Annotated in this window: 22 protein-coding genes; 16 read left to right on the plus strand and 6 right to left on the minus strand. The window is 72.3% G+C overall.

The features are described from left to right. Nucleotides 1-11 precede the first annotated feature (11 nt). Nucleotides 12-1,043, plus strand: coding sequence for a TIGR01777 family oxidoreductase (locus HZS56_RS25830; protein ID WP_253914864.1), 1,032 nt, complete (start codon nt 12-14; stop codon nt 1,041-1,043). A gap of 256 nt (nt 1,044-1,299) precedes the next feature. After that, nucleotides 1,300-2,703: an NAD(P)/FAD-dependent oxidoreductase gene (locus tag HZS56_RS25835; RefSeq protein WP_216723166.1), complete on the plus strand. Its 1,404-nt coding sequence runs from the start codon at nt 1,300-1,302 to the stop codon at nt 2,701-2,703. Nucleotides 2,704-2,762: 59 nt separating this feature from the next. On the opposite strand, the gene HZS56_RS25840 is transcribed toward HZS56_RS25835, so the two are convergent. Next, nucleotides 2,763-3,149, minus strand: coding sequence for a hypothetical protein (locus tag HZS56_RS25840; protein ID WP_216723167.1), 387 nt, complete (start codon nt 3,147-3,149; stop codon nt 2,763-2,765). 7 nt (nt 3,150-3,156) lie between these two features. Then, on the minus strand, nt 3,157-6,705 hold the full coding sequence (locus tag HZS56_RS25845) for an ALF repeat-containing protein (RefSeq protein WP_216723168.1): 3,549 nt from the start codon (nt 6,703-6,705) through the stop codon (nt 3,157-3,159). 499 nt (nt 6,706-7,204) lie between these two features. On the opposite strand from HZS56_RS25845, the gene HZS56_RS25850 reads away from it, so the two are divergent. Next, on the plus strand, nt 7,205-7,642 hold the full coding sequence (locus tag HZS56_RS25850) for a hypothetical protein (RefSeq protein WP_253914865.1): 438 nt from the start codon (nt 7,205-7,207) through the stop codon (nt 7,640-7,642). A gap of 56 nt (nt 7,643-7,698) precedes the next feature. Beyond that, a complete protein-coding gene (locus HZS56_RS25855; RefSeq protein ID WP_216723169.1) occupies nt 7,699-9,822 on the plus strand; it encodes an FG-GAP-like repeat-containing protein in 2,124 nt (707 codons plus the stop codon). Nucleotides 9,823-9,894: 72 nt separating this feature from the next. Here the strand turns inward: HZS56_RS25855 and HZS56_RS25860 are convergent, their stop codons facing one another. Beyond that, nucleotides 9,895-11,358 carry an NsdA family TPR-like regulatory protein gene (locus tag HZS56_RS25860; RefSeq protein ID WP_216723170.1) on the minus strand — a complete coding sequence of 488 codons (1,464 nt, stop codon included), beginning with the start codon at nt 11,356-11,358 and terminating at the stop codon, nt 9,895-9,897. A gap of 235 nt (nt 11,359-11,593) precedes the next feature. Between HZS56_RS25860 and lipB the strand changes: the two genes are divergently transcribed. From lipB to HZS56_RS25880, 4 genes are all read left to right on the plus strand, one after another. Continuing rightward, on the plus strand, nt 11,594-12,394 hold the full coding sequence (gene lipB / locus HZS56_RS25865; protein WP_216723171.1) for a lipoyl(octanoyl) transferase LipB: 801 nt from the start codon (nt 11,594-11,596) through the stop codon (nt 12,392-12,394). A 346-nt stretch (nt 12,395-12,740) separates the two neighbouring features. Then, nucleotides 12,741-13,712, plus strand: a complete 972-nt coding sequence (lipA, locus tag HZS56_RS25870; RefSeq protein ID WP_216723172.1) for a lipoyl synthase — start codon at nt 12,741-12,743, stop codon at nt 13,710-13,712. Nucleotides 13,713-13,956: 244 nt separating this feature from the next. Beyond that, nucleotides 13,957-14,172: an SCO2195 family GlnR-regulated protein gene (locus HZS56_RS25875; protein WP_216723173.1), complete on the plus strand. Its 216-nt coding sequence runs from the start codon at nt 13,957-13,959 to the stop codon at nt 14,170-14,172. A 70-nt stretch (nt 14,173-14,242) separates the two neighbouring features. Next, a complete protein-coding gene (locus tag HZS56_RS25880) occupies nt 14,243-14,947 on the plus strand; it encodes a DUF4191 domain-containing protein (protein ID WP_216723174.1) in 705 nt (234 codons plus the stop codon). A 224-nt stretch (nt 14,948-15,171) separates the two neighbouring features. Here HZS56_RS25880 and HZS56_RS25885 read toward each other — a convergent pair whose 3' ends face one another. After that, nucleotides 15,172-15,639, minus strand: coding sequence for an RDD family protein (locus HZS56_RS25885; RefSeq protein WP_216723175.1), 468 nt, complete (start codon nt 15,637-15,639; stop codon nt 15,172-15,174). A 220-nt stretch (nt 15,640-15,859) separates the two neighbouring features. Between HZS56_RS25885 and glnA the strand changes: the two genes are divergently transcribed. Both glnA and HZS56_RS25895 read left to right on the plus strand, forming a co-directional pair. After that, nucleotides 15,860-17,269 (plus strand): type I glutamate--ammonia ligase, encoded by a 1,410-nt coding sequence (gene glnA, locus HZS56_RS25890; RefSeq protein ID WP_216723176.1) that lies wholly within the window; start codon nt 15,860-15,862, stop codon nt 17,267-17,269. Nucleotides 17,270-17,495: 226 nt separating this feature from the next. Further along, complete coding sequence (locus tag HZS56_RS25895; protein ID WP_216723177.1) at nt 17,496-17,756, plus strand: SCO2583/SCO2584 N-terminal domain-containing protein; 261 nt, start codon at nt 17,496-17,498, stop codon at nt 17,754-17,756. A 42-nt stretch (nt 17,757-17,798) separates the two neighbouring features. On the opposite strand, the gene HZS56_RS25900 is transcribed toward HZS56_RS25895, so the two are convergent. Beyond that, nucleotides 17,799-18,638, minus strand: coding sequence for an SDR family oxidoreductase (locus tag HZS56_RS25900; RefSeq protein WP_216723178.1), 840 nt, complete (start codon nt 18,636-18,638; stop codon nt 17,799-17,801). A gap of 142 nt (nt 18,639-18,780) precedes the next feature. On the opposite strand from HZS56_RS25900, the gene HZS56_RS25905 reads away from it, so the two are divergent. The 3 genes from HZS56_RS25905 to pspAB all read left to right on the plus strand — a co-directional run bounded on the left by HZS56_RS25905 (nt 18,781) and on the right by pspAB (nt 20,824). Continuing rightward, nucleotides 18,781-19,152 carry a winged helix-turn-helix transcriptional regulator gene (locus HZS56_RS25905; protein WP_216723179.1) on the plus strand — a complete coding sequence of 124 codons (372 nt, stop codon included), beginning with the start codon at nt 18,781-18,783 and terminating at the stop codon, nt 19,150-19,152. A gap of 150 nt (nt 19,153-19,302) precedes the next feature. Continuing rightward, nucleotides 19,303-20,226, plus strand: coding sequence for a zinc metalloprotease HtpX (htpX, locus tag HZS56_RS25910; RefSeq protein WP_216723188.1), 924 nt, complete (start codon nt 19,303-19,305; stop codon nt 20,224-20,226). Nucleotides 20,227-20,245: 19 nt separating this feature from the next. After that, nucleotides 20,246-20,824, plus strand: coding sequence for a PspA-associated protein PspAB (gene pspAB, locus HZS56_RS25915; protein ID WP_216723180.1), 579 nt, complete (start codon nt 20,246-20,248; stop codon nt 20,822-20,824). 77 nt (nt 20,825-20,901) lie between these two features. Here pspAB and HZS56_RS25920 read toward each other — a convergent pair whose 3' ends face one another. Beyond that, nucleotides 20,902-21,216: a hypothetical protein gene (locus HZS56_RS25920; protein WP_216723181.1), complete on the minus strand. Its 315-nt coding sequence runs from the start codon at nt 21,214-21,216 to the stop codon at nt 20,902-20,904. A gap of 175 nt (nt 21,217-21,391) precedes the next feature. Between HZS56_RS25920 and HZS56_RS25925 the strand changes: the two genes are divergently transcribed. From HZS56_RS25925 to glnII, 3 genes are all read left to right on the plus strand, one after another. Further along, entirely contained in the window at nt 21,392-21,754 is a 363-nt protein-coding gene (locus HZS56_RS25925) for an arsenate reductase family protein (RefSeq protein ID WP_216723182.1), read from the plus strand. Between the two features lie 60 nt (nt 21,755-21,814). Then, nucleotides 21,815-22,534 carry an SCO2207 family protein gene (locus tag HZS56_RS25930; RefSeq protein ID WP_216723183.1) on the plus strand — a complete coding sequence of 240 codons (720 nt, stop codon included), beginning with the start codon at nt 21,815-21,817 and terminating at the stop codon, nt 22,532-22,534. Nucleotides 22,535-22,696: 162 nt separating this feature from the next. Beyond that, nucleotides 22,697-23,728 carry a glutamine synthetase gene (glnII, locus tag HZS56_RS25935; protein WP_216723184.1) on the plus strand — a complete coding sequence of 344 codons (1,032 nt, stop codon included), beginning with the start codon at nt 22,697-22,699 and terminating at the stop codon, nt 23,726-23,728. Nucleotides 23,729-24,237 lie beyond the last annotated feature (509 nt).

Raw genomic sequence — 24,237 nt, forward strand, 5'->3', positions numbered from 1 at the left:
AGGATGGGCCCATGGACGACGGACGCTTGCACGACCGACGCGGGGACGACGGACGCGGGGACGACGGACGCCGCGGCGAGGGACACCACGGCCCCCACGGCGAGGAACGGCGGGACGGCGGACGCCACGGCGAGGGACGGCGGGGCGGCGGACGGTCGCGCGTCGCGGTGGCCGGTGCCTCCGGTCTCGTCGGCGGCGCACTGGCACGTTCCCTGACCGCGGACGGGCACGAGGTGGTGCGCCTGGTGCGGCACGAACCCCGGGGCGCGGACGAGGTCCGGTGGGACCCGGAGAACGGGCGGGTGGACGCGGCCGGGCTCGCCGGGTGCGACGCCGTGGTCAATCTGGCCGGGGCCGGGGTCGGTGACCACCGGTGGACGGACGCGTACAAGACCCGTATCCGCAGCAGCCGGGTGCACGGTACGACGGCGCTGGCGGAGGCCGTCGCCGCGATGGAACGGCCGCCGCGGGTCTTCGTGAACGGCAGCGCGGTGGGGTTCTACGGCGAGACCGGCGACCGGGCGGTGGACGAGAGCGCGCCCGCGGGCGAGGGATTCCTGCCGGGACTGTGCGTGGAGTGGGAGGAGGCGGCGGCCCCGGCCCGGAAGGCGGGCGTGCGGACGGTCTTCGTGCGGACCGGACTGGTCGTCGCGCGGCGGGGCGGGGCCTGGGGCCGGCTCTTCCCGCTCTTCCGGGCGGGGCTCGGCGGACGGCTGGGAGACGGGTCGCAGTACTGGTCCTTCGTGGCGCTGCACGACGAGGTGGCGGCGATCCGGCATCTGCTCGACCGGGACGACCTGTCCGGCCCGTTCAACCTGACGGCCCCGCGGCCGGTGACGAACCGTGAGGTCACGGTGGCGATGGGCCGGGTACTGCACCGTCCGACGCCGTTCCCGGTGCCGGCGCCGGTCCTGCGCGCGGTGCTCGGCGAGATGGCGGGCGACGTCCTGGGCAGCGCCCGGGTCCTCCCGGCCCGCCTCCTGGAGTCGGGCTTCCGCTTCGCGTTCCCGGAGATCGACGGCGCGATCCGCGCAGCCCTGTGACGGCACCGCCGCCACGGACCGCACCCGCATGCCCCGGCCTCCCCTCCCCCATGGGCGCGTCACCCGCCCGCCTGACCACATGAACACCACTCGTGACCGCTCCGCGCCGGTATGCGACCGCCGTGCGACCGTGCCCTGTCTCCGTGCGACTCCCGCTGACCGTTCCGGGACCTAACCTCGTCTCGAACTCGGGTATCCCCCAAGCCGGCCGCGGGCATGACGTCTCCAGCGGCCGCGCAACCTCGAGGAGGGGCACGTGCTTGAGCCCGCGTACCAGGCGGACGTCGTCGTCGTGGGGGCCGGGGCAGCCGGACTCGCCGCGGCCAGGCGACTGACCGGCGCAGGAGTGACGACCACGGTCCTGGAGGCCGCCCATGCGGTGGGCGGCCGGATGGCCACCGAGAAGGTCGACGGCTTCCGGCTCGACAGAATCGGGCAGCTGCTGTCCACGGCGTATCCCGAACTGCGCCGCACCCCCGGGCTCGACGGCCTCGCGCTGCTGCCGTTCGCCCCCGGGGTCCTGCTGCACAGCGAGGGCCGCCACCATCGCGCGGGCGCCCAGGCGGGCGCACGGAGCGCGAGGAGCGCACTTCATGCAGTACGCGCCCTCGCGAGCGCCCCTCGGGCGATACCCGCGCCCCGGCGCGCGATCACCGCGCTCGGTGCGCCCGCAAGGCCCGCCACCCCGCACCGCCCCCGCGCCGGTGCCCCGCTCGGCACCGCCGTGGACCAGGCCCGGCTCGGTGCCGCGCTGTCGCGGCACGCCAGCACGCCGGTCGAACGGCTGCTGGCCCGCCCGGAGTTGCCCGCGGCCCAGGCCCTGGCCGCCCGCGGGCTGCCGACCCGCACGATCGACGGCTTCCTGCGTCCGCTGCTCGCCGCGCTGCTGTGCGATCCGGACCTCACCACCTCCAGCCGGTGCGCGGACCTCGCCCTGCGGGCGTTCGCCGGCGGGCGGCTCGCGCTGCCCGCGGGCGGCGCCGAGTCTCTGGCCGAGCACCTGGCGCGCGGTCTGCCGCCGGGCACCGTGCGCACCGGTGTGCGGGTCACCTCGGTCGCGACCAACGCCGTGACCACCGCGGAGCACGGCGTCATCCGCTGCCGGGCCGTCCTGGTGGCCACCGACGCCCGTGCGGCCGCCGAGCTGCTGCCGGGGCTGCGGGTGCCGGACTTCCACCCGGTGACGGTGGTCCACCACACGACCGACGAGCCGCCGGCGACGGGCGCGTCCCTGCTGCTGGACGCGGACCGGGGCGGCCCGGTCGCCCACACGGCGGTGGTCAGTCACGTGGACCCGTCCAGGGCGCCCGCCGGCCGCGCCCTGGTCTCGTCGACGGTCCTCGGCCCCCGCCCGTCCGACGTCGACACCGCCGTACGCATGCACCTCTCCCGCCTCTACGGCGTCCCGACCACCCGCTGGGAGACCCTGGCGGTGCACCACACACCGGAAGCGGTCCCGGCCATGCGGCCCCCGCACGACCTCCGCAGGCCGGTACGGCTGCTGGCCGGCCTGTACGTGTGCGGCGACCACCGGGACACCAGCACCCCCCAGGGCGCCCTCCACTCGGGCCTGCGCGCCGCGGCAGCGGTCCTCACGGACCTGGGCGCGGGCCGGCCGATGCACTCGGCGGAGACGGTGGGCGCGGAACGGGCTGCGTGACACGCGCGGAGGGCGCCGCCCCGGCCGGACGCGGCGCCCTCCGCACCCGCTCGTCCCCCTCAGCTCTCCCAGGGAGACAGCGAGCGGTGTCGCACGTACATGTCCGAGAGCGCCCGCCGGTCGTTCCGCACCCGGAGGAATTCGAGGACGAGCGAGAAGAGTTCCGCCACGGCCCGCCGGTTCTGCTCGGCCGTCAGGCCGCTCAGCGTGCGCGGGCCCTCGATGTCGAGGCCGGGCACCGCGTCCTTCAGGACGCGCGTCACCCAGCCGAGACCCGAGTACTCGCCCCGCCGAACGGCCAGCCACTCGTCGAATCCGCGCAGCAGGCCGCCGGAAAGCGCCTGGTCCATTCCCAGGAGATACGTCGCGGTCGGGTAATACGTGCCGTCGAGACCGTACATGGACGGCCTTGCGCGCAGATTCTCGATGAGTTCGGCGTCGTTCACTGTTCCCCTAGAACCCGAAATCGATTTCGCCGGGCCAGTCCCACTCCGCCTTGTAGTCGTTGATGAGCTGCCCCTCACGTCCGGTGAAGCCGTCGTACACGCGGCCGTTGAACACGACGACCACATGCGTGCCCCAGAAAGTATCCTGCTTCCGGTAGCCGCCGAGCTGCGGCAAGCCGCCCTTCGGTCTGATCGTGACGATCTCGCCCCCGCCGAGGCTGTCCCGGATCCGTTGGGCGCAGGCCGCGCAGTCGCTGGAATTCGGAATCTTCGACGTGGGGCGCGGCAGTCCGGCGACACTGTGCGTCCCGCACGACGAGTCCGCGGCCGCGGCGCGCGCGGCAGGGGCCCGCAGCGTGGACTTTCCGGCGACCGCGCAGCCGCGTCTGAGGAGTCTGAGTTTGTCGTACGCCGCGTCCAGGGCCTTGAGTTTCGCGCCGATGAGGGCGTCGACGGCGAGGGGTGCGCAGTTCTCGAGGTCCTTCTCGGCCAGGCAGGATGTGTAGTTGCTCAGGCCGGTGAGCGCCTTGGTGGTGTCCCAGAGCTTCTTGCCGGCGGCTCCGATGGCGGGTCCCGCGGCTTCTATCGCGCAGTAGATCTCGTTGTGCTGGCACCAGCGGGCGTGTTTGGCGGGGTCGCAGGGGATGTAGGCGTTCTGGCAGCGGTACTGCTCCCTTGCCCTGGCGCCGTCGTCGTTGACCGCCTTCTCCTTGGCGGCGACAGCGGCCTTGCGGCGGGCCTCTGCTTCTTCCTTCGCCTTGGTGACCGCGGCCGTGAAGGCCGCCGCGGCGTCGGCGAGGGCCGCGTCGGCGGACTTGCCGGCCGCGAGCGCGGACTGCCGGGCCCGGTCGGCCGCGTAGGAGGCGTTCGTCGCTTCGGTCTGGGCCCATTCGGCGGACAGGGTGGCGTCGGTGGCGGACCGGGCGGCGTCGGCCGCGGCGACGTCGGCGCTCTGGGCGGCGTCGCGTGCGGTCTTGGCGGACGCGGCGGCCTTGGCGGCGGATGCCTCCGCCTCCCGTGCGTACTGTGCCGCCTGGTCGGCGTGGTCCTGAGCCCGCTGCGCCGCGTCCTTGGCCTTGTCGGCCCAGCCGGCCGCCTCGGAGGCCGCGTCCCGCGCGAGGGCGGCGACGCGCTGAGCCTCGGCCGCGTCCTTCTGCGCGGTGGCCGCGACTCCCGCCGCGTCACTGATCATCTTCTGGACGATCGCGACGTGGGTGGCGGTGAGCTGGTCCTTGTTCCGCGCGGTGTACTGGCCCGAGACGATGAAGGCGTGCAGCATCTGTGGGGAGCCCGCGAGCGCGACGCGCGCCGCCGCCTTCACCTCCGGTCCGCCGGAGTCGACCAGCTGGGCCGCCCGCACCCGCTCGTCCTCGGTCCGCGCGGCGAACTGCGTCTCGGTGAGGAACTCGCTGAATTTCCTGGGGTCGTTGCTGTGCAGGGCCGCCAGGCCCGCCTCCTCGACGTTGGGTCCGGCGGTTTCGAGTACCTGGGCGATGCCGGTGCGCATGTACTGACTGCTGATCTGGTACTGGCCGTTGTTCACGAACTCGGTCACGGTGGCCGCGTCGCCGTCGAGAGCGGCTTCGGCGGCCTCGCGGACGTCCTGGGCCGGGCTCTCCTCGGCGAGCCGCTCGACGTAGGAGCGGTCGTCCTGCTGCTGGGCCGTCCGCCAGCCGTTGCGGAGCCAGTCGACGACGACGTCGTCGGGCCCGGCGAGGGCCGCCTCCGCCGCGGCACGCCCCCAGGGTGTGCCGTTCTTCATCGTGAGCACGGCGAGCGCGCGCCCCTCGTCCGCCACCGACGCCAGGTCCGCACCGGGCCCGTCCGCGGCGGTGACCAGGCGGTCCCGCTCGGTCTCGCGGTCCTGGTCGCCCTGTTCGAGCGCGGCTTCGTCGGCTGTCAGACGCTCGGCCTCCGCCTTGTCGTCCTTGGCCCGTTCGACACCGGCGTTCATGCGGCCCAGGAGCTCCTCGGCCTCGACCTCGCGGGCGAGTACGAAGACCTGCTGCGCCTCGGTGACCGCGGCACTGGCGGCGTCCGCGGCCTCCGTGGCCGCGCCCGCGTGTTCGGTCGACCTGGCGGCCGCCGTCTCCGCGTCGCCCGCGTGCTCGGCCGCCTCGTCGGCCGCGTCGGCCGCCTTCCTCGCGTGCCCGGCCGCCGATCGGGCGGAGTCCCGCGCCTGCTGTGCCGCCGTGGCGGCCTTGCGGGCCAGCGCCTCGGCGGCGGATGCGGCACGGTTCGCCTCGGCGGCGTGCCTCTTGGCCGCCGCGGCCGCGGCACGGGCCTCACGGGCGGCCGCGCTCGAGGCGTTGGCGTAGCCACTGGCCTCGACCGCGGCGTCGGCGGCGGCGTTCGCGTTCGCACCCGCGCCCAGCGCGGCCTTGACCGCGTCGCCGGCCGCCGTGGCCGCCGTGGACGCCTGGTCGGCGGCGTCCGCCGCCTTGTCCGCTCCCTCGGCCGCGGCACGCGCGGTCTTCGCCGCCTTCCGGGCGGCGTCCGCCTTGCCCGCGTCGGTGGCCGCGTCGGCCGCGGCACTGCGGGCGCGCGAGGCCGCCTGCGACGCTCCGGCGGCCGCCGACGCCGCCTGGGAGGCGGCGTTGGCCGCGATCCGCGCCGAACTGTTGGCCGCCCGTGCCGAGTCGATGGCCTGCTGCGCCGCCTTGGCGGCCTGGGACGCCGCCTTGGCGGCACGGGAGGCGGCCCGTCCCGCCGCGTCCGTGTCCTTCTTCGCGGCCTCCGCCTCGCTCGCGGCCCGCAGCGCGGCCTCCTTGGCCAGCTTCGAAGCCTGGATGGCCTTGTCGGACTCCGACTTGGCCGCCTTCGTCTCCGCGGCGGCCTGCCGTCCCGCCTCCTTCGCCTGCTCGGCGAGCTGCTCGACGGTCGCGTGTTCCTGGTCCTTGGCCCGCGCCACGAACTGGCCGACCTGGAGGAACTCGGTGATCTCCTCCGCCGTGCCGTTCAGCGCGAGCCGGCCGGCCGCCCGCACGTTGGGGCCGCCCACACTCATGATCTGAACGAGCTGGACCCGCTCGTCCTGCCGGTGTCCGGTGTACTGACCCTCGGTGAGGAACCTGCTCACGTCCTCGGCGGTACCGGCCAGCGCGGCACGTCCCGCCTCCTGCACCTGCGGGCCACCCGCGTCGATCACCTGCGCGGCCCACACCCGCTCGTCCTGCTGCAGCGGCGCCTCCCAGCCCCAGGCGACGAAGGCCTGAATGTCCTCCGCGGTTCCGGAGAGCGCCGTTCTCGCGGCCGCGAGCGTCTCGGTCCCGCCCAGGGAGGCGAGCTGGGCGGCATTTACCCGGGCGTCCTGAACCGCCAGTTCGTCGGCGACCGCCAGGAACGCCTGTACGTCGGCGTCCGTACCCGTCAGTGCGGCCTCCGCCGCGGCCTTGACGCCCGGCCCGCCGGCCTTCCAGTGGTCGACGATCCGGCCGCGGTCCGTGGGCGTCACCTCCGCGAGCGCCGCGACGGCACCCGTGCGCGCGGCCGCGGACGCGGGAGGGGCGCCGGTCCCCAGCAGCCCCCCGACCAACGCGAACGGCAGCAACGTCACCACCAGAACGCGCAGCAGTCGTGAGTGTCTCCGACGGCCCCTCAGAACGCCCCGCCCCATGTACACAGACCTTCCCGATCGGTCACACACCAGACACCTGATCCCCGCACAGAGGGTCAACTCTTCACCAGAGATCCACAATCCACAAGAGCATCGGAGCCGTTCCCTGACGGCTGGTCAGATTCGGTGCATAGCGGAGTTGTTGAACATTTTCACTTCCAATGGAACCAGTCCCTCATTTCATGACTCACCGGACCTCGCGGCAGGGGAAGAGAATGGGTGCGCCTCGAATAGTTGTTTGATACTGTCCGGCTCGAATGCCGGGGGGCATAAATGTCGGCGTGCTCTTCGACCAGACGGTCACGTACGCCTTCAACAGGCCTCCCCCCGCCCGAAAAAACAACCGTGCGGCCCTGGAGGAAACGCAATGACCCCTCGTCGTCGAAGATTTCTGGCGCCCGTTCTCGTAGCCGTTGCAGCAGTCGCCGGAATTTCATCCATGGCCTCGGCAGAAAGCGGCACAGCACCGCTCGCAGCCGATGAGGAAATGCCGTCCGCGGTGGAGGACTTCAATTACCCCGGTGCCGACCGGATCCTGGCGGAAGAGGGTATCGAGCTGAAGCGCGGGGACGGTCGCATCCTGTTGGCCGAATGCGGTCAGACCGCTGATCAGATCACGGTCTACACCGTCGCGGACTCGTCGTCCGGCCGAAAGGGAACGTACTGCTTCCGGACCACGGCGAAGTCCGGCCACCTCACCCTCGAGCTGCCTCGCGTCTTCGCCCTCGAGACCAGCGCGAACCCCATCAGCGCGGACCTGACCGCCGAGGGACAGAAGCACACCGTCAACATGACCGCGGACGAATTCAGGAGTGTGGGCGAGGGAACCGTCGGCGGTGCCCAGTCGGTGCTCGTCGAAATCCGCGTCACGGGCTGATGCCTCTCGCCATCGTGTCCGAAACCGCGACGGATAGGAACAAGTACCGCATGTCCATGTCCTCATCACGCTCCCGCGCCACCGTGTCCGCGGCCCTCATGACCGCCGCCGTGGCCGCCGGCTGCCTCACCGCCGGCCCCGCCCAGGCCGCCACCGGACCGGCCGGCTCGGCCAACGCCTACAACTTCACCGCCCGCCTGAAGGTGGGTGACGACCAGCGCGCCTGCTCCGGCGTGCTCGTCGACTCCCAGTGGGTGGCCACCGCCGCCAGTTGCTTCGCCGACGACCTGGGCGGCGGGCCCGTCGAGGCGGGCAAGCCCCGGTGGAAGACGACGGCGTGGTTCCCCACCGACCCGAACCCGGACGTCCCCGGTGCCAGCCGCCCCGTCGAGGTCGTCGAACTGGTGCCCCGCACCGACCGTGACATGGTCCTGGCCCGCCTCGAGGCGCCCATCGGTGCCCCCACCGTGCCGTTCGCCACCACCGCGCCCGCCGTGGGCGAGGAGCTGACGGCCGTGGGCTTCGGCCGGACCAAGGACGAGTGGGTTCCCGACGCCCGGCACACGGCGTCCTTCACGGTCCGCTCCGTCTCCGGCACCACGGTCGCCCTCGACGGCAAGACCGAGGACGACGCCATCTGCGCGGGCGACGCCGGCGGACCGCTCCTGCGGCAGAAGGACGGCGGGTTCGAGCTGGTGGCGCTCGCCAGCCAGTCCTGGCAGGGCGGCTGCTGGGGCACCGACCCGGCCGAGACCCGCAACGACGCGGTCTCGCCCCGCCTCGACAACGTCGCCGGCGGCGACACCCTCACGCCCGGCACCGTCCTGCACGCCGAGGACAGCCTCACCTCCAACGCCGCGCGCCTCACCCTGCGCGCCGACGGCGACCTCGTCGTCGTCTCCAACGCCGGCCGGACCCTGTGGTCCACCGGAACCGCGGGCCACCCCGGTGCCACCGCCCGGTTCGACACCAACGGCAACCTCGCCGTCCTCGACTCCGACGGCAGCACCGTCCTGTGGGAGTCGAAGACCACCGCGCCCGGCGGCAGCGCCGTCCTCCAGGACCGCGGCAACTTCGTCGTCCGCGACGCCCAGGGCGCGTCCCGGTGGGCCGCCGGCACCGAGGTCCGCCACGACTACGACGGCGACGGCCGCAGCGACCTGGCCGAGTGGTACGACTACGGCGACGGCCACGACGAGATCCACACCTTCTCCGCGAAGGCCGACGGCGGCTTCGACGCCCCCGCGCACGCGTGGAGCGTTCCGTCCGGCAACTACTGGGCCGAGAACATGAAGCGCTTCACCGGCGACTTCAACGGCGACGGCCGCGGCGACGTGGCCGCCTTCTACGGCTACTCCAACGGCGACGTCGGCCTGATCACCTGGCTCAGCCTGGGCGACGGCCTCTTCGCCGAGCCCCTGCACTCCTGGAAGACCACCTCGGGATGGACGTTCGACCGCATGACGGTCAACTCCGGCGACTTCGACGGCGACGGCCGCGACGACGTCTCCGTCTGGTACGACTACGCCGACGGCAGCGACAAGCTCCACACCTTCCTCGCCAAGGCCGACGGCGGCTTCGCCAGCCCCTTCTCCTCCTTCGCGCGCACCGAGGGCTGGACGGCGTCGAGCATGAAGTTCACCACCGGCGACTACAACGGCGACGGCCGCGACGACCTCGCCGCGCTCTACGGCTACGCCACCGGCGAGGTCCGGCTCATCACCTTCCCCGCCACGCCCGACGGCGGCTTCGACGACACCGCCGTCCACGGCTGGAGCTCCACCGGCTGGAACTTCGGTGCCGCGAGTCTGCACTCCGGCGACTTCGACGGTGACGGCCGCGACGACATAGCCGCCTGGTACGACTACGGCGACGGCCACGACGCCGTGATCGGCTTCACCGCCGACGCCACGGGCAAGTTCGGCAACCGCACCGAGCTGTGGACCACCGCGGCCGGCAACTACTCCCGCGGCAACATGAAGATCGTCACCGGCGACTTCGACGGCGACGGCCGCGACGACCTGGCCACGCTCTACGGCTACTCGGACGGCCGGGTCAAGACCATCACCTGGACCGCCAAGGCCGACGGCACCCTCAACGCCCCGCTGCACAGCTGGGAGACCGCCAGCGGCTGGACGTTCTCCCGCATGCACACGATCGAGCGCTACAGCCCCGCCTGATCCCGGGCACACCGGCGCCGACGGGCCCCGCCGCTCCGGCCTCCGGCGCGGCGGGGCCCGCCGGCTCGCGCCCTACCCGAGCGCCGCCACCCTGTCCCGGTACCCCCGCACCGGGGCCGCGTCCCGGTAGGGCTCCAGGCGGCGTTCGAAGTCGCGGACGTACTCCGTGGCCCGCACCGAGCGCATCTCGGCCGCCTGGCCGGCCGCCTCGGCGGCCAGCTGGCAGGCCTGGTCGAGTTCGCCGAGGCCCAGCCGGGCGGTGGCGAGGACCACCCGGCAGAACAGCCGGCTGCGGGCGTACGCGGGCGCGCGCAGGTGCAGCGAGCGTTCCGCGTGCTGGGCGGCGGCGCGGAACTGCTGCAGGTCGCGGTGGCAGTGCCCGAACTCGTCGGCGAGCTGCGCCTCGTCGAAGAAGCGCGCCCAGTGCGGCACCTCGTCGCCGGGCCGGGCGGCCCCCAGCGCCCGCTCGGCGCGGACCAGCGCGGCGGTGCAGGCCCGCACCTCGCCGAGCACGCCGTGCGCCCTCGCCTCGGCGGCGTGCAGCAGGGTCTGCACGACCGGGGGCGCGGAGGTCCCGACGCCCTGCTGCGCCACCCGCGCCAGCTGCACGGCCTCGCGTCCGTGCCCGAGGTAGACGGCCTGCCTGCTCATCGTGACCAGCACGTAGGAGCCGTACGCCCGGTCCCCCGCCGCCTGCGACAGCCGCAGCGCCTGGACGAAGTAGCGCTGGGCGAGGCCGTGCGCGGCGATGTCGTACGAGGTCCAGCCCGCGAGCCGGGTCAGGTCGGCGGCGGCGGCGAACAGGCGGCGGCCGGCCTGCTCGCCGTAGGTGCCGCGGAGCATCGGCTCCACCTCGTGCTCCAGGTAGCGCACCAGGGCCTGGCGGGCGTGTCCGCCGCCGTAGCGGTCGTCCAGGGTGCGGAACAGCTCGCCGACCGAGCGCAGCGCGGCGAGGTCGCCCCCGGTGACCCGCTGGCCGGGGCCGCGCTCGGCCGGGGGCCTGCGCCGGGACGGGTCGGCCGGGACGGAGGTGCGGGGCGTCGCCGGGCGGCCCTGCGCGGGGATGCGGACGGGCACCTCGGTGCGGGCCACCTTCTCGTCGGCGCGGCCGATCAGCCAGTCGCGGCTGGGCACCACGAGCCCGGCCGGGGTGAAGGCGATCTTCCGCAGCTCGGCGTGGCTGCCGGAGTCCTTGCGCCACAGCCCGCCCACGATGTCCACCGCCTCCTCCGGGCTGCCGGCGAACTCCAGCCCCGCGTACACGGGCGCGCAGGCGTCCAGGCCGAGGTCCTGGGCGGTCAGGCGGCGGCCCAGGCGCCGGGTGAAGACCTCGGCGATCAGCGCCGGGGTGGTGCCGCGGGGCTGTTGACCGCGCAGCCAGCGGGTGACGGACGTCTTGTCGTATCTCAGGTCCAGGCCGTGTTCGAGTCCGAGCTGGTCGACGCGACGCGCGAGACCCGCGTTGGAGAACCCCGCTTCGGCGATGAGTGCGGCGAGCTGGCGGTTGGGGGTGCGCTGCGCGGGTCGTTCCGTCATGGTGCGGTGCGGTCTCCTGCCTTCCGGGCGTTCGATGTGCCCGGAGCGCCTGTGAGCAGCCCTTACGGCCTCGTGAACGGCGCGAATGTAGCGGAGAGTAAGCACCCGATCGCACAATTCGCCCGGCATTCATCCGATCGGGTGAGGAATGCCCGCTCCACTGACGACGGGCGGGCGGTCGTACAGTGGCGTGGGCACGCTTCGTGCCTTACGACCTTGCAGGGAGGCACGCGACGTGAGTGAGCTGCGTTTCGTCCGGATGGGGTTCGGTGCCGAACGCGTCGAGTACCAGGAGGCGTGGGACGAACAGCGCCGGGTGCACGCCGCGCGGTTCGCCGACGAGGTCCCGGACACCGTGCTGCTCGTCGAACACCCGCCGGTCTACACCGCCGGCCGGCGCACCGCCGACAGCGAACGCCCGCTGGACGGCACCCCGGTCGTCGACGTGGACCGCGGCGGCAAGATCACCTGGCACGGGCCGGGCCAGCTGGTCGGGTACCCGATCCAGAAGCTCCCGCGCCCGGTGGACGTGGTGGCGCACGTGCGGCGGCTGGAGGAGGCCCTGATCCGCACCTGTGCGGAGTTCGGCCTGGAGACCACCCGGGTCGAGGGCCGCAGCGGTGTCTGGGTCCTCGGCGACCCGGTGGAGCGGCGCCCGGCCCTGGGCGGGCTCTCGCTGGACCTCGACCCCCGCCTGGCCGACGAGGAGTTCGACCCGCGGCTCAACGGCCCGGAGTACGCCCCGTCCAACGCGGGCCAGCGCCGCGAGGACCGCAAGATCGCCGCGATCGGCATCCGGGTCGCCAAGGGCGTCACGATGCACGGCTTCGCCCTGAACGTGAACCCCGACAACAAGTGGTTCGACCGGATCATCCCGTGCGGCATCCGCGACGCGGGCGTCGCTTCCCTGGCGAACGAGCTCGGCCGCGACGTGACCCTCGAGGAGGTCCTCCCGGTCGCCGAACGCCACCTCCGCGACGTCCTGGAGAACGCGGAGCCGAGGCCGAGGGTGATCGAGAAGACACCGGCGGCCTGAACCGGCGGCCCGAAACCGAGCCGTCCGGTCCTTCCCGAGGGGTCCCGCCCCGTCCGGTCCCTCCCGGCGGGCCCGTCGCCGCGGGCCGATCCCGGCGGGTGCTTCCCGGCGGGTGCTTCCCGGCGGGTGCTTCCCGGCGGGTGCTTCCCGGCAGGCCCTTCCCGGCGGGTGCTTCCGGCGGAGGGCACAAACCCACCCCGTCCGGCGTTGCACGGCAAGGCTGTTCAGGCCGGAGCGGGGGCCTGGGGGGCGGCAGCTCCCAGTGAGGCCAGCACCCTCGCCGAGCATTCAAAACAACGGGCGTACGCTGGAAGGCGCCGAAGAATCAAACGCTAGGGAGCCGGTCGTGTCCGCAGTCGCACCCGACGGACGCAAGATGCTGCGCCTGGAGGTCCGCAACAGCCAGACCCCCATCGAGCGCAAGCCCGAGTGGATCAAGACCCGGGCGAAAATGGGCCCCGAATACACCAAGATGCAGAACCTCGTGAAGAGCGAGGGCCTGCACACGGTCTGCCAGGAAGCCGGCTGCCCCAACATCTACGAGTGCTGGGAGGACCGCGAGGCGACCTTCCTCATCGGCGGCGACCAGTGCACCCGGCGCTGCGACTTCTGCCAGATCGACACGGGAAAGCCCGAGGCCCTCGACCGGGACGAGCCTCGCCGCGTCGGCGAGTCCGTGGTCACGATGGACCTGAACTACGCCACCATCACCGGCGTCGCCCGCGACGACCTCCCCGACGGCGGCGCGTGGCTGTACGCCGAGACGGTGCGCCAGATCCACCAGCAGACCGCGGACCGCGAGGCCGGCCGCACCAAGGTCGAGCTGCTGGCCCCCGACTTCAACGCGGTGCCGGAGCTGCTGCGGGAGGTCTTCGACTCCCGTCCCGAGGTCTTCGCGCACAACGTCGAGACGGTCCCGCGGATCTTCAAGCGCATCCGCCCCGGCTTCCGCTACGACCGCTCGCTGAAGGTCATCACCGACGCCCGCGACTACGGTCTGGTCACCAAGTCCAACCTGATCCTGGGCATGGGCGAGACCCGCGAGGAGATCAGCGAGGCGCTGCGGCAGCTGCACGGAGCCGGCTGCGAGCTGATCACCATCACGCAGTACCTGCGCCCGTCCGTGCGCCACCACCCGGTGGAGCGCTGGGTCAAGCCCCAGGAGTTCGTGGAGCTGAAGGAGGAGGCCGAGCAGATCGGCTTCTCCGGCGTGATGTCCGGTCCGCTGGTGCGCTCCTCGTACCGGGCCGGCCGGCTCTACGGGATGGCGATGGACCAGCGCCGCGCCCCGGCACCGGCCGCTTCGCCCACCGTGTGAATTCACGCACAAGACGCTACCGGCCAGTAGTGGCCGAGATCCCGCGGCCCCGACCGTCCTCGCAGCTGAGGGCACCGGTCGGGGCCGCGGGGCCGTTCCGGGGCCCCGCATCAGGGCTTCATGTCCGTTTGACCGGCGGGTCACGCCCTGGTAACACCAATCAGTGACCCTGGAATGACAGCACGTACACCACCGCGTACACCCGTCTCCGTACCCGGAGCCGTACCGAGGGGGGACCTCCACGATGCAGGCCGCGCCCGTCCGACCCGCCGCCGTCCGCGCCACCGCCATCCCGTCCTTCACGACCGCCCTGCGGGCCGTCGAGTCGCTGCTGATGAGCGGCGGCCAGCGCACCGCACGGCGCAACGCCTGGACGTCGGTCCTGGAGGACCGCCGCCGTGCCAAGGACCGGATCGAGACGGAGCGCGTCCTGGGCCAGTCCGCGGCCGGCCGCCCCTGACCCGCTCCCGCCCTCCCCGCGCCGGACACTGCCGTCGTCGGCGCTTTCGGGGGCACGTAGACTGCGTGCCATGGCGAGGAAGGAACCTGCAGCGGACGCTGCGAATCCCGGGCGACTGAAGCAGATCGCTCTGACCTACAAGATGACCCGCAAGGCCGACAAGAAGATCGGTCTTGTGCTCGCGGGTGTCGGCATCGTCGTCTTCGGTGTCCTCCTCGCGATCGGTTTTCTGATCGGTCACCCCATCTATCTCGGCATCCTGGGCGTGCTGCTCGCCTTCCTCGCATCGGCGATCGTCTTCGGACGCCGGGCCGAGCGGGCGGCCTTCGGCCAGATGGAGGGACAGCCGGGCGCCGCGGCGGCCGTGCTGGACAACGTCGGCCGGGGCTGGACGACGACCCCCGCGGTGGCGATGAACCGCAACCAGGACGTGGTGCACCGCGCGGTCGGCAAGGCCGGCATCGTGCTCGTCGCGGAGGGCAACCCGAACCGGGTGAAGTCCCTGCTCGCGGCCGAGAAGAAGAAGATGAACCGCATCGTCGCCGACGTGCCCGTGCACGACCTGGTGGTGGGCACCGGCGAGGGCCAGGTCGAGCTGAAGAAGCTGCGCACGACCATGCTCAAGCTCCCCCGCGTCCTGTCGGGCCCGCAGGTCACCGTGACCAACGACCGGCTGCGCGCCCTCGGCGACCTGATGAGCAACATGCCGGTACCCAAGGGCCCGATGCCGAAGGGCATGCGCATGCCCCGGGGCGGCAACCCCAGGCAGCGCTGAGCGCACGGCGCTGCGAACGCCGGCAGCCGTACGGCGGCGGGGGCGTCCGGAACCACGGTTCCGGACGCCCCCGCCCTCGTGTGTGACGCCCCGTCCTCGTATGCACGGGGTCCTCGTACGCACAGGCCTCCACGGGTACGGCGTCGCGCGTGCACTGCCGTCACCCCATGGCCCCACATGGACCCACGCGGACCCGCGGAACCCACGCGGACCCGCGGGCGGCGTCAGGCCCGCACCTCCACCGTGCGCGCCAGCCGGTCGTGCAGTCCGCGGCCGTCGCGGTCCCAGATCAGGGCCGGGAGGGCGAGGCAGAGCAGGACAGAGCGCAGCAGGGCGCGCAGCGGGCTGGGACGGCCGGTCGCCAGGTCGACCACCCGCAGGCCGAGGAGGCGCTTGCCCGGGGTGGAGCCGACCGTGCCGACGGTCAGCACGCTGAGCGCGAAGAAGATCAGCAGCGCCCAGTTGCCGGTCGCCTGGCCGTAGCCGTCCGTGATCAGGCCGTATGCGATCAGGAGGCACAGCGCCCAGTCCACGGCCAGGGCGCCGATGCGCCTGCCCGGACGGGCGATCGAGCCCGGCCCGTCCTCCGGCAGACCGAGCTGCTCCCCGCGGTGTCCGAGGTCGCCACCGGACTCCTCGATGGCCGCGCGCGGCCCGGAGAGCCACGATCCGATTGCTTGCCTGTTGTCCACCCGACCACGGTACTGCGCCCGTATACGTCCCAGGAACGGCGGGGTGTGACGGTCCCCGATCCGGCCTAGGCTGGGGCCCGAGCCGGTTAACTTCTGCGAAACAAACGGGTCACGCCAGAGAAATCACCCGTCCCTAGGGTCGAGGAAACGTGTGCCACCCGCACTGGCCGCACGAACGATCTACCACCCCGGCAGGACGGTCGGGAGTAGGAGGAGCTGGATGTTCCAGAACGCCGACGACGCCAAGAAGTTCATCGCGGACGAGGACGTCAAGTTCGTCGACGTCCGCTTCTGCGACCTGCCGGGCGTCATGCAGCACTTCACGTTGCCCGCCGAGGCGTTCGACCCCGACGACGAGCAGGCCTTCGACGGATCCTCGATCCGCGGCTTCCAGGCCATCCACGAGTCGGACATGTCCCTGCGCCCCGACCTGTCCACCGCGCGCGTCGACCCGTTCCGCCGGGACAAGACCCTCAACATCAACTTCTTCATCCACGACCCGATCACGGGCGAGCAGTACTCCCGCGACCCGCGGAACGTGGCGAAGAAGGCCGAGGCCTACCTGGCCTCCACCGGCATCGCCGACACGGCGTTCTTCGGCCCGGAGGCCGAGTTCTACGTTTTCGACAGCGTGCGCTTCAAGACCGCCGAGAACGAGTCCTTCTACCACATCGACTCCGAGGCCGGCGCCTGGAACACCGGCGCCGTCGAGGACAACCGCGGCTACAAGGTCCGCTACAAGGGCGGTTACTTCCCGGTCCCGCCGGTCGACCACTTCGCCGACCTGCGCGCCGAGATCTCCCTGGAGCTGGACCGGGCCGGTCTGAAGGTCGAGCGCCAGCACCACGAGGTGGGCACCGCCGGCCAGGCGGAGATCAACTACAAGTTCAACACGCTGCTCGCCGCCGCCGACGACCTCCAGCTCTTCAAGTACATCGTGAAGAACGTGGCCTGGAAGAACGGCAAGACGGCGACCTTCATGCCGAAGCCGATCTTCGGCGACAACGGCTCGGGCATGCACGTGCACCAGTCGCTGTGGTCGGGCGGCGAGCCGCTCTTCTACGACGAGCAGGGCTACGCCGGCCTCTCGGACACCGCCCGCTACTACATCGGCGGCATCCTGCGCCACGCGCCCTCGCTGCTGGCCTTCACCAACCCGACGGTGAACTCCTACCACCGCCTGGTCCCGGGCTTCGAGGCGCCGATCAACCTGGTGTACTCGCAGCGCAACCGCTCCGCCGCGATGCGCATCCCGATCACCGGCTCGAACCCGAAGGCCAAGCGCGTCGAGTTCCGCGCCCCGGACTCCTCCGGCAACCCGTACCTGGCCTTCTCGGCCCTGCTCCTCGCGGGCCTGGACGGCATCAAGAACAAGATCGAGCCGGCCGAGCCGATCGACAAGGACCTCTACGAGCTGGCGCCCGAGGAGCACGCGGGCGTGGCCCAGGTCCCGACCTCCCTCGGCGCGGTACTCGACCGCCTGGAGGCCGACCACGAGTTCCTGCTCCAGGGCGACGTCTTCACGCCGGACCTGATCGAGACGTGGATCGACTACAAGCGCACCAACGAGATCGCCCCGCTGCAGCTGCGCCCGCACCCGCACGAGTTCGAGCTGTACTTCGACGTGTGATCGACCGCGGGTGACCGGCCGCGTGCGGTCGACCGCTCGGGACGGGTGACCGCCGCTCCCGGCGGGTGCCCGCCGTCCGAGGCCGTCCGGCGCCCCCGTCCCCTCCCTCAGGGGGCGGGGGCGCCGTTCGTGTGTGGCTCAAAACACTTCCCAGCACGGTCCTGGGCCAGGATCATTGAAGACTGACACGGTTGTTCGAGTCAGGGGGACGGGGAGAGTGCCGGAGATGCCCGAGCGGAACGACGAGGAGCGCGAGTTCGACCTCAGGTGGGCGGACGGCGCGGAGCACAAGGAGCCCTCCGCGCGCGCCCGGATGCTGGCCGCGCGCTGGAAGGAGAACCCTCCCGGACCGGTCCCCTTCCGCGGCGACCCCGACCACGTGGGCTCCGGGCGCCGGTCGTCGTGGGTGTCCACCGCGGTGGTGCTCGGCTGTGTGGCCGCGGTGATCGTGCTGCTGGGCTGGCTCAACTTCCGGGCGCCCTACTGACACCGGACGGGCCCGCAGCGGAACACGACAGCGTGCGTTCCCTCAGCGGAACGCGGCGACGTGGCGGGCGGCCCAGTCCGCGAAGGTGCGCGGGGCGCGGCCGAGGACCCGCTCGACGTCCGGGCTGACCCGCAGCTCGGCCGGGCTCGGGGCGCCGATGATGTCCAGCGTGTCGTCGGCGAGCTCGGCCGGCATGCTCTGGACCATGCCCTCCTTGGCCTCCTCGCGGGTCAGCTCGTGAAAGCGCACGGGTGAGCCGAGCGCGGCCGCGAGGGCCTCCGTCTGCCCGCGCGGACTGATCACCTCCGGCCCGGTCAGCTCGTACGCCCCGCCGGTGAACCGGTCCTCCAGCAGGCAGGCCGCCGCCACCGCGGCGATGTCCGCCGGGTCCACGACCGGGACCCCCACGTCACCGAAGGGGGCGGCGACGACTCCCCTGCTGCGGACGGACTCGGCCCACCACAGGGCGTTGGAGGCGAAGCCGCCCGGCCGCAGCACGGCCCACTCCGCGCCGGACTCCCGCACGGTGTCCTCCAGCGCGCGCATCGCGACCCGCGTGGTCCCGAAGGGCCTGGTGACCACGCCGAGCGTGGAGAGCAGGACGATGCGGCGCACCCCGTGTTCCACGGCTTCGCCGATGATGTCGGCGGGGTTGGCCCCGGTGGCGTGCAGATCGCCGGAGAGCAGCAGGAACAGCGACTTCGCGCCGTCCAGCGCGGGCCGGAGCCCGGCGGGTTCGGCCAGGTCGGCCACCCTGTGGCGGACGCCGTCCGGCACCGCCGCCGGGTGCCGCGACACCGCCGTCACCTGCTCGCCCGCCTCGGCCAGCGCCTGCGTCAACGGCCGGCCGATGTTTCCGGTCGCCCCGGTCACCACGATCATGAACAGCTCCTTGTCAGTGGCCTCGCGGGAGGTCCCGCGAGGTTCGTACGGGTCGGACGGCTGTCCGACGCCTTCCGACGTCCGCACGCTAGGAGACCGGGCTAACTTCTGGTAAGGGCATACCTGAAGGTAAGCTCATGCCATGACGGAAGGTCTCCAGCACGGACGGGTCGAGCCGGGCGAGCGGTATGACGTGTTTCACACCGACTGCGTCGCGCGCGACGTGGTCGACCACGTGACCAGCAGGTGGGGCATCTGGGTGCTGATCTCGCTGCGGCGCCACGACCTCCGGTTCTACGAGCTGCGCGAGAGCATCCAGGGCATCAGCGAGAAGATGCTCGCCCAGACCCTGCGCGCCCTGGTGGAGGACGGCCTGGTGTGGCGGGAGGTCGAGCCGGCGACGCCGCCCCGGGTGACCTACGGGCTGACCGGCTTCGGCCGGGACGTCGGCGAGCCGCTGACGGAGCTGTTCGACCGGATCACGCGCCGGCTGTCGTCGAGCGGCGCGGAGTAACGGCCGGGAAGCCGGGGAAGCCGGGGGAACCGCAGCGGGGGGGCGCGCGGGCTCGACGGGGACTTTCCTCACGGCTCGGGCCCGGGGGTGCCACGGCCCGCGGGTGCACACTGGACAGCGGGACGAGTGCTCGACTGTGAGGTGATGCAGATGCAGAGCCGCTTCCGCAGCGACCGGCGGCTGACCGTGCGCATGGGGATCACGATGTTCCTGCTCGGCCTGCTGTACGTCGGCTTCGTGGCCGCGCTGATCGCGGTGCTGAAGTCCTGGGTGCTGGTCGTGGTGATCGTGGCGGCGGTGCTCGGGGCGCAGTACTGGTTCTCCGACCGGATCGCGCTGTTCGCGATGCGCGGCCGGGTCGTGGAGCGGGACGAGTATCCGGAGCTGCACGGCGTGGTGGACCGGCTGGCGGCGATGGCCGACATGCCGAAGCCGGTGGTCGCGGTGTCGGAGATGGAGATGCCGAACGCCTTCGCGACCGGCCGCAATCCCGACCACGCAGTGGTCTGCGTGACGACCGGGCTGCTGCGGCGGCTGGAGCCCGCCGAGCTGGAGGGCGTGCTCGCCCACGAGATGTCACACGTGGCGCACAAGGACGTGGCGGTGATCACGGTGGCGTCCTTCCTGGGCGTGCTCGCCGGGCTGATCGTGCGCTTCGCCTTCTACTCCCAGCTCTTCGGCGGCCGGCGGGACCAGAACACCGTGGCCGTCCTCGCGGTCGTGATGGGTGTCTCGGCGGCCGTCTACGCGCTCAGTTTCCTGCTCATCCGGGCCCTGTCCCGGTACCGGGAGCTGGCGGCCGACCGGGCCGCGGCGCTGCTCACCGGGCGCCCCTCGGCCCTGGCGGCCGCCCTCACCAAGGTCACCGGCGACATCGCCCGCATCCCGACCAAGGACCTGCGCACGGCCCAGGCCTTCAACGCGTTCTACTTCACCCCCGCCTTCGGCAGCGAGCCCGGCATCAGCCGGTTCTTCGCCACCCACCCCAGCCTGGAGCAGCGGCTCGACCAGCTGGGCCGGATCTCCGCGGAGCTGGGCGAGGCGGCGGCACCCGGCACGTCCGGCGGGGCCTGAGGGCCGGGAGGGCAGGGACATGGGGCTGCTGGACATCCTGCTCGGCCGGTCGAGGCCGGTGGCACCCGACCTCGACCGGCTCTTCGCGCTCCCCTCGGCCGCGGTGAGCCTGGAGGCCGCCGCCTCCTTCACACCGACCGGGCAGGGCGCGGTGTGCTTCGCCACGGTCGAGGGCGCCGCCTTTGAACGGACGCACCGCGAGATCCACGCCCTGCTCGACGCGGACGCGGGCCGGAGTCCGGTGGAGCTGAGCCGCGACGCGTACGGCTACTCCTGGCTGGTCTCCCACCGCTCCCCCGGCGAGCTGCCGGTCCTGGTCAACGACCTGCACGCGGTGAACAGCACCCTGGAGGCGGGCGGCTTCGGCCCGCGGCTGCTCTGCTCCCTGGCCGGTTTCACGGACACCGACGGGCGCCGCCTCGCACTGGTCTACCTCTACAAGCGCGGCACCTTCTACCCCTTCGCTCCGCTCCCCGGCGGCCGGCAGCAGCGGGACAACGCGCTGGAGCTGCGGATACGGGCGGCACTCGCGGACGAGCTGCCGGTGGAGGACGACCTGGGCCGCTGGTTCCCGCTCTGGGGCGCGCCCGGGCTGTGACGCCCGTCGACGCCGGGCGGGTGACGACGCCGGGCGACGCCGGGCGCCGCAGGCGGGCTACGGCGCCCGGCGTGCGCTCACCGCGAGTACCGCATCAGCGCCCGCACCATGTGGCACGTGGTGTCGGACGGCGGGTGAACGCCGATCTGCAGCGCGGTGCTCCGGATCCTCTCGTTGCGCGCCTGGCCCGGCAGGTGGACGCCGGAGTCGAGCAGGGCGATGGCCAGACGCATCGCCTTGAGCCGGCGGTTGTGCGTGATGTACCACTCGCGGGGGCGGCCCGCCGGCAGCGGACGCTTCACCACGGGTTCGTACGGCAGGTCGAGCAGGACGGGCCGCTTGGCGGTGGACTGGGTGGGCAGCGGCTTCGGCTTCAGTGCGGCAGCGGGCACGGGCATCCTCCTGACGCGGTCGCGGTGCCGTCCGGAATCCCCGGCGACACCCTCGAACACTGCTTCTATTTTACTGCCCCCCACTGACAAAAGCCCCTGGCCACAAGGGCTTTCGGGGTCGCTGTGACGGACGTGGCGAACGAGTTTCCGCACGCCTCCCGCTACCGTGTGCGGCATGGAGATCTGGATCAATCCGGCCTGTTCGAAGTGCCGCAGCGCGCTCGGTCTGCTCGACGCCGAGGGCGCCGAGTACACCGTCCGCCGTTACCTGGAGGACGTGCCGAGCGCGGACGAGATCCGCGGGGTCCTCGCCCGGCTCGGCCTCGAACCGTGGGACATCACCCGCACCCAGGAAGCCGACGCCAAGGAACTCGGCCTGAAGGACTGGCCGCGCGACGCGGCCGCGCGCGAGCGCTGGGTCACGGCACTCGCCGAGCACCCGGGGCTGATCCAGCGCCCGATCATCACCGCGGACGACGGCACGGCCGTCGTCGGCCGCACCGAGGAAGCGGTACGAGACGCCCTGTCTCGTGAGTAACTTCGTTCGGCATCCCGTACATAGCGGCGTACGCAGCCCCTACCTCAACAGGAGGCACGCATGTCGCGCAGGAGAACTCTCGGCACGAAGAAGAAGATCGCCCTGCTGGCCTCGGCCGCGGCGGTGGCCGGCGGCGGGGCCTTCGTGACGGCGAACGTCTCGAACGCCTCGCAGGCCGGCCAGGACGCGCAGACCCGGGCCGCGCAGGACTCGGCCGTCTGCCAGGGGCTGGCCACCGCGCTCGGCAACAACCTGCGGTTCATCGACGACCAGCGGGCCAGTCCGGACGCGCAGTCGCAGGCGCGGATCGCCAACCGCGAGGCGGTCGTCGCGGAGATCGAGCGCAAGCAGGAGGCCTCCGGGTGCACGGTCGGGGAGTCGGCCCAGGGCTCCCGGCCCGGAGGCGACCAGGCCGGGGACCAGACCGGAGACCAGGCAGGGAACGGCCAGGCAGGAAGCGGCGAGGCGGGAGACGGCCGGGCGGGCGCCGGCGAGGCAGGAAGCGGCGGGGCGGGAGGCGCCGTACAGACCGGTGAGCAGGTGTGCAACGGCTCCACCGTCACCCTCTCCGGCGAGGGCGGCGCACCCGCCGCCTCCAGCAACCGGTTCCCGGTGGGCACCACGCTCAAGGTGACCAACCTGGACAACGACAAGTCCACGACGGTGCAGGTGAACTCGGTGTCGGGCAGCTGCGTGCTGCTGAACGACTCGGCGTTCGAAGAGGTCCGTGAGGAGGGCAGGTTCCTGATCCGCAGGGCGCTGATCGAGAAGGTCGGGTGAGGCTCAGTCACCCGGACCCATCGTGAGAGGGGCCACATCCACCCCGGGTAACACGGGGTTCACACTCGGGCAACGGTCGGGAAATCGCCCGTTGACACGCTGCACGGCAGTAGACGCGGCGTCCCTCCGTGCGCCCGGACCCACCCGAAGGATGTGGCCCCCGTGACTTTCAAGGCCGAGTACATCTGGATCGACGGCACCGAGCCGACGGCCAAGCTCCGTTCCAAGACCAAGATCATCACGGGTGCCCCCGCCGGTCTCGACGCCCTGCCGGTCTGGGGCTTCGACGGCTCCTCCACCAACCAGGCCGAGGGCAGTTCCTCGGACTGCGTACTCAAGCCGGTCTTCTCCTGCCCCGACCCGATCCGCGGCGGCGACGACGTGCTGGTGCTGTGCGAGGTCCTGGACACGGACCTGACGCCGCACCCCAGCAACACCCGCGCCGCGCTGGCCGAGGTGGCCGAGCGGTTCGCCGCGCAGGAGCCGGTCTTCGGCATCGAGCAGGAGTACACCTTCTTCAAGGGCGCCCGCCCGCTCGGCTTCCCCGAGGGCGGCTTCCCGGCCGCGCAGGGCGGCTACTACTGCGGTGTCGGCTCGGACGAGATCTTCGGCCGCGACGTCGTCGAGGCGCACCTGGAGAACTGCCTGCAGGCCGGGCTCGGCATCTCCGGCATCAACGCCGAGGTCATGCCCGGCCAGTGGGAGTTCCAGGTCGGCCCGCTCGCGCCGCTGGAGGTCTCCGACCAGCTGTGGATCGCCCGCTGGCTGCTCTACCGCACCGCCGAGGACTTCGGCGTCTCGGCCACCCTCGACCCCAAGCCGGTCAAGGGCGACTGGAACGGCGCGGGCGCGCACACCAACTTTTCCACGAAGGCCATGCGCGAGGGCTACGAGGCGATCATCACCGCCGCCGAGTCGCTCGGTGAGGGTTCCAAGCCGCTCGACCACGTCAAGAACTACGGCGCCGGCATCGACGACCGCCTCACCGGCCTGCACGAGACCGCCCCGTGGAACGAGTACTCCTACGGCGTCTCCGACCGCGGCGCCTCGGTGCGCATCCCGTGGCAGGTCGAGAAGGACGGCAGGGGCTACCTCGAGGACCGCCGCCCCAACGCGAACGTCGACCCCTACGTCGTGACCCGCCTCCTCGTCGACACCTGCTGCACGGCCCTGGAGAAGGCCGACCAGGTCTGACCGATCCTGGAGAAGGCCGGCCAGGTCCAACCCCTGTCCCACCGCTCCCGAGGGGCGTCCACCGTCGCGGTGGACGCCCCTTCGCGCTGCCGCCGTGGCCGGTCCCCACCCCATGATTCGAGCCAGCCGGCGTCCACGCAGTGAGAGGAGTCTCCTGTCTTCAGCCGACGTCTGCTTCAATGGGCCCATGGCCAGTTTCCGGAAGTACGCAGCGACGGGTCGCCATGACCTCGAGCCGTTCTGGCCTTCCCGTCAGCACGACGACTTCGACCGGGTGTGTTGCCGCGCGACGACCGCGCCGGCCCGCTAGACAGCCGTACACCCCAGGCCTTCGGCCGGTGCGCACGACGTACGTCCCCGCGACGCGCCCGACCACGAACTCGCGCCCGTCGCCCCTCCCGACGAACCTCTCGCGCGAAAGAGCTGACGACTCATGGCGACCACCCGTTCCCTGTCCACCGTCCCCGTCGACTCCCCCTCCCACGCCCTGGAGCTGCTGCGGCACAGCG

It is taken from the genome of Streptomyces mayonensis, assembly GCF_018982965.1.
Lineage (GTDB): Bacteria > Actinomycetota > Actinomycetes > Streptomycetales > Streptomycetaceae > Streptomyces > Streptomyces mayonensis.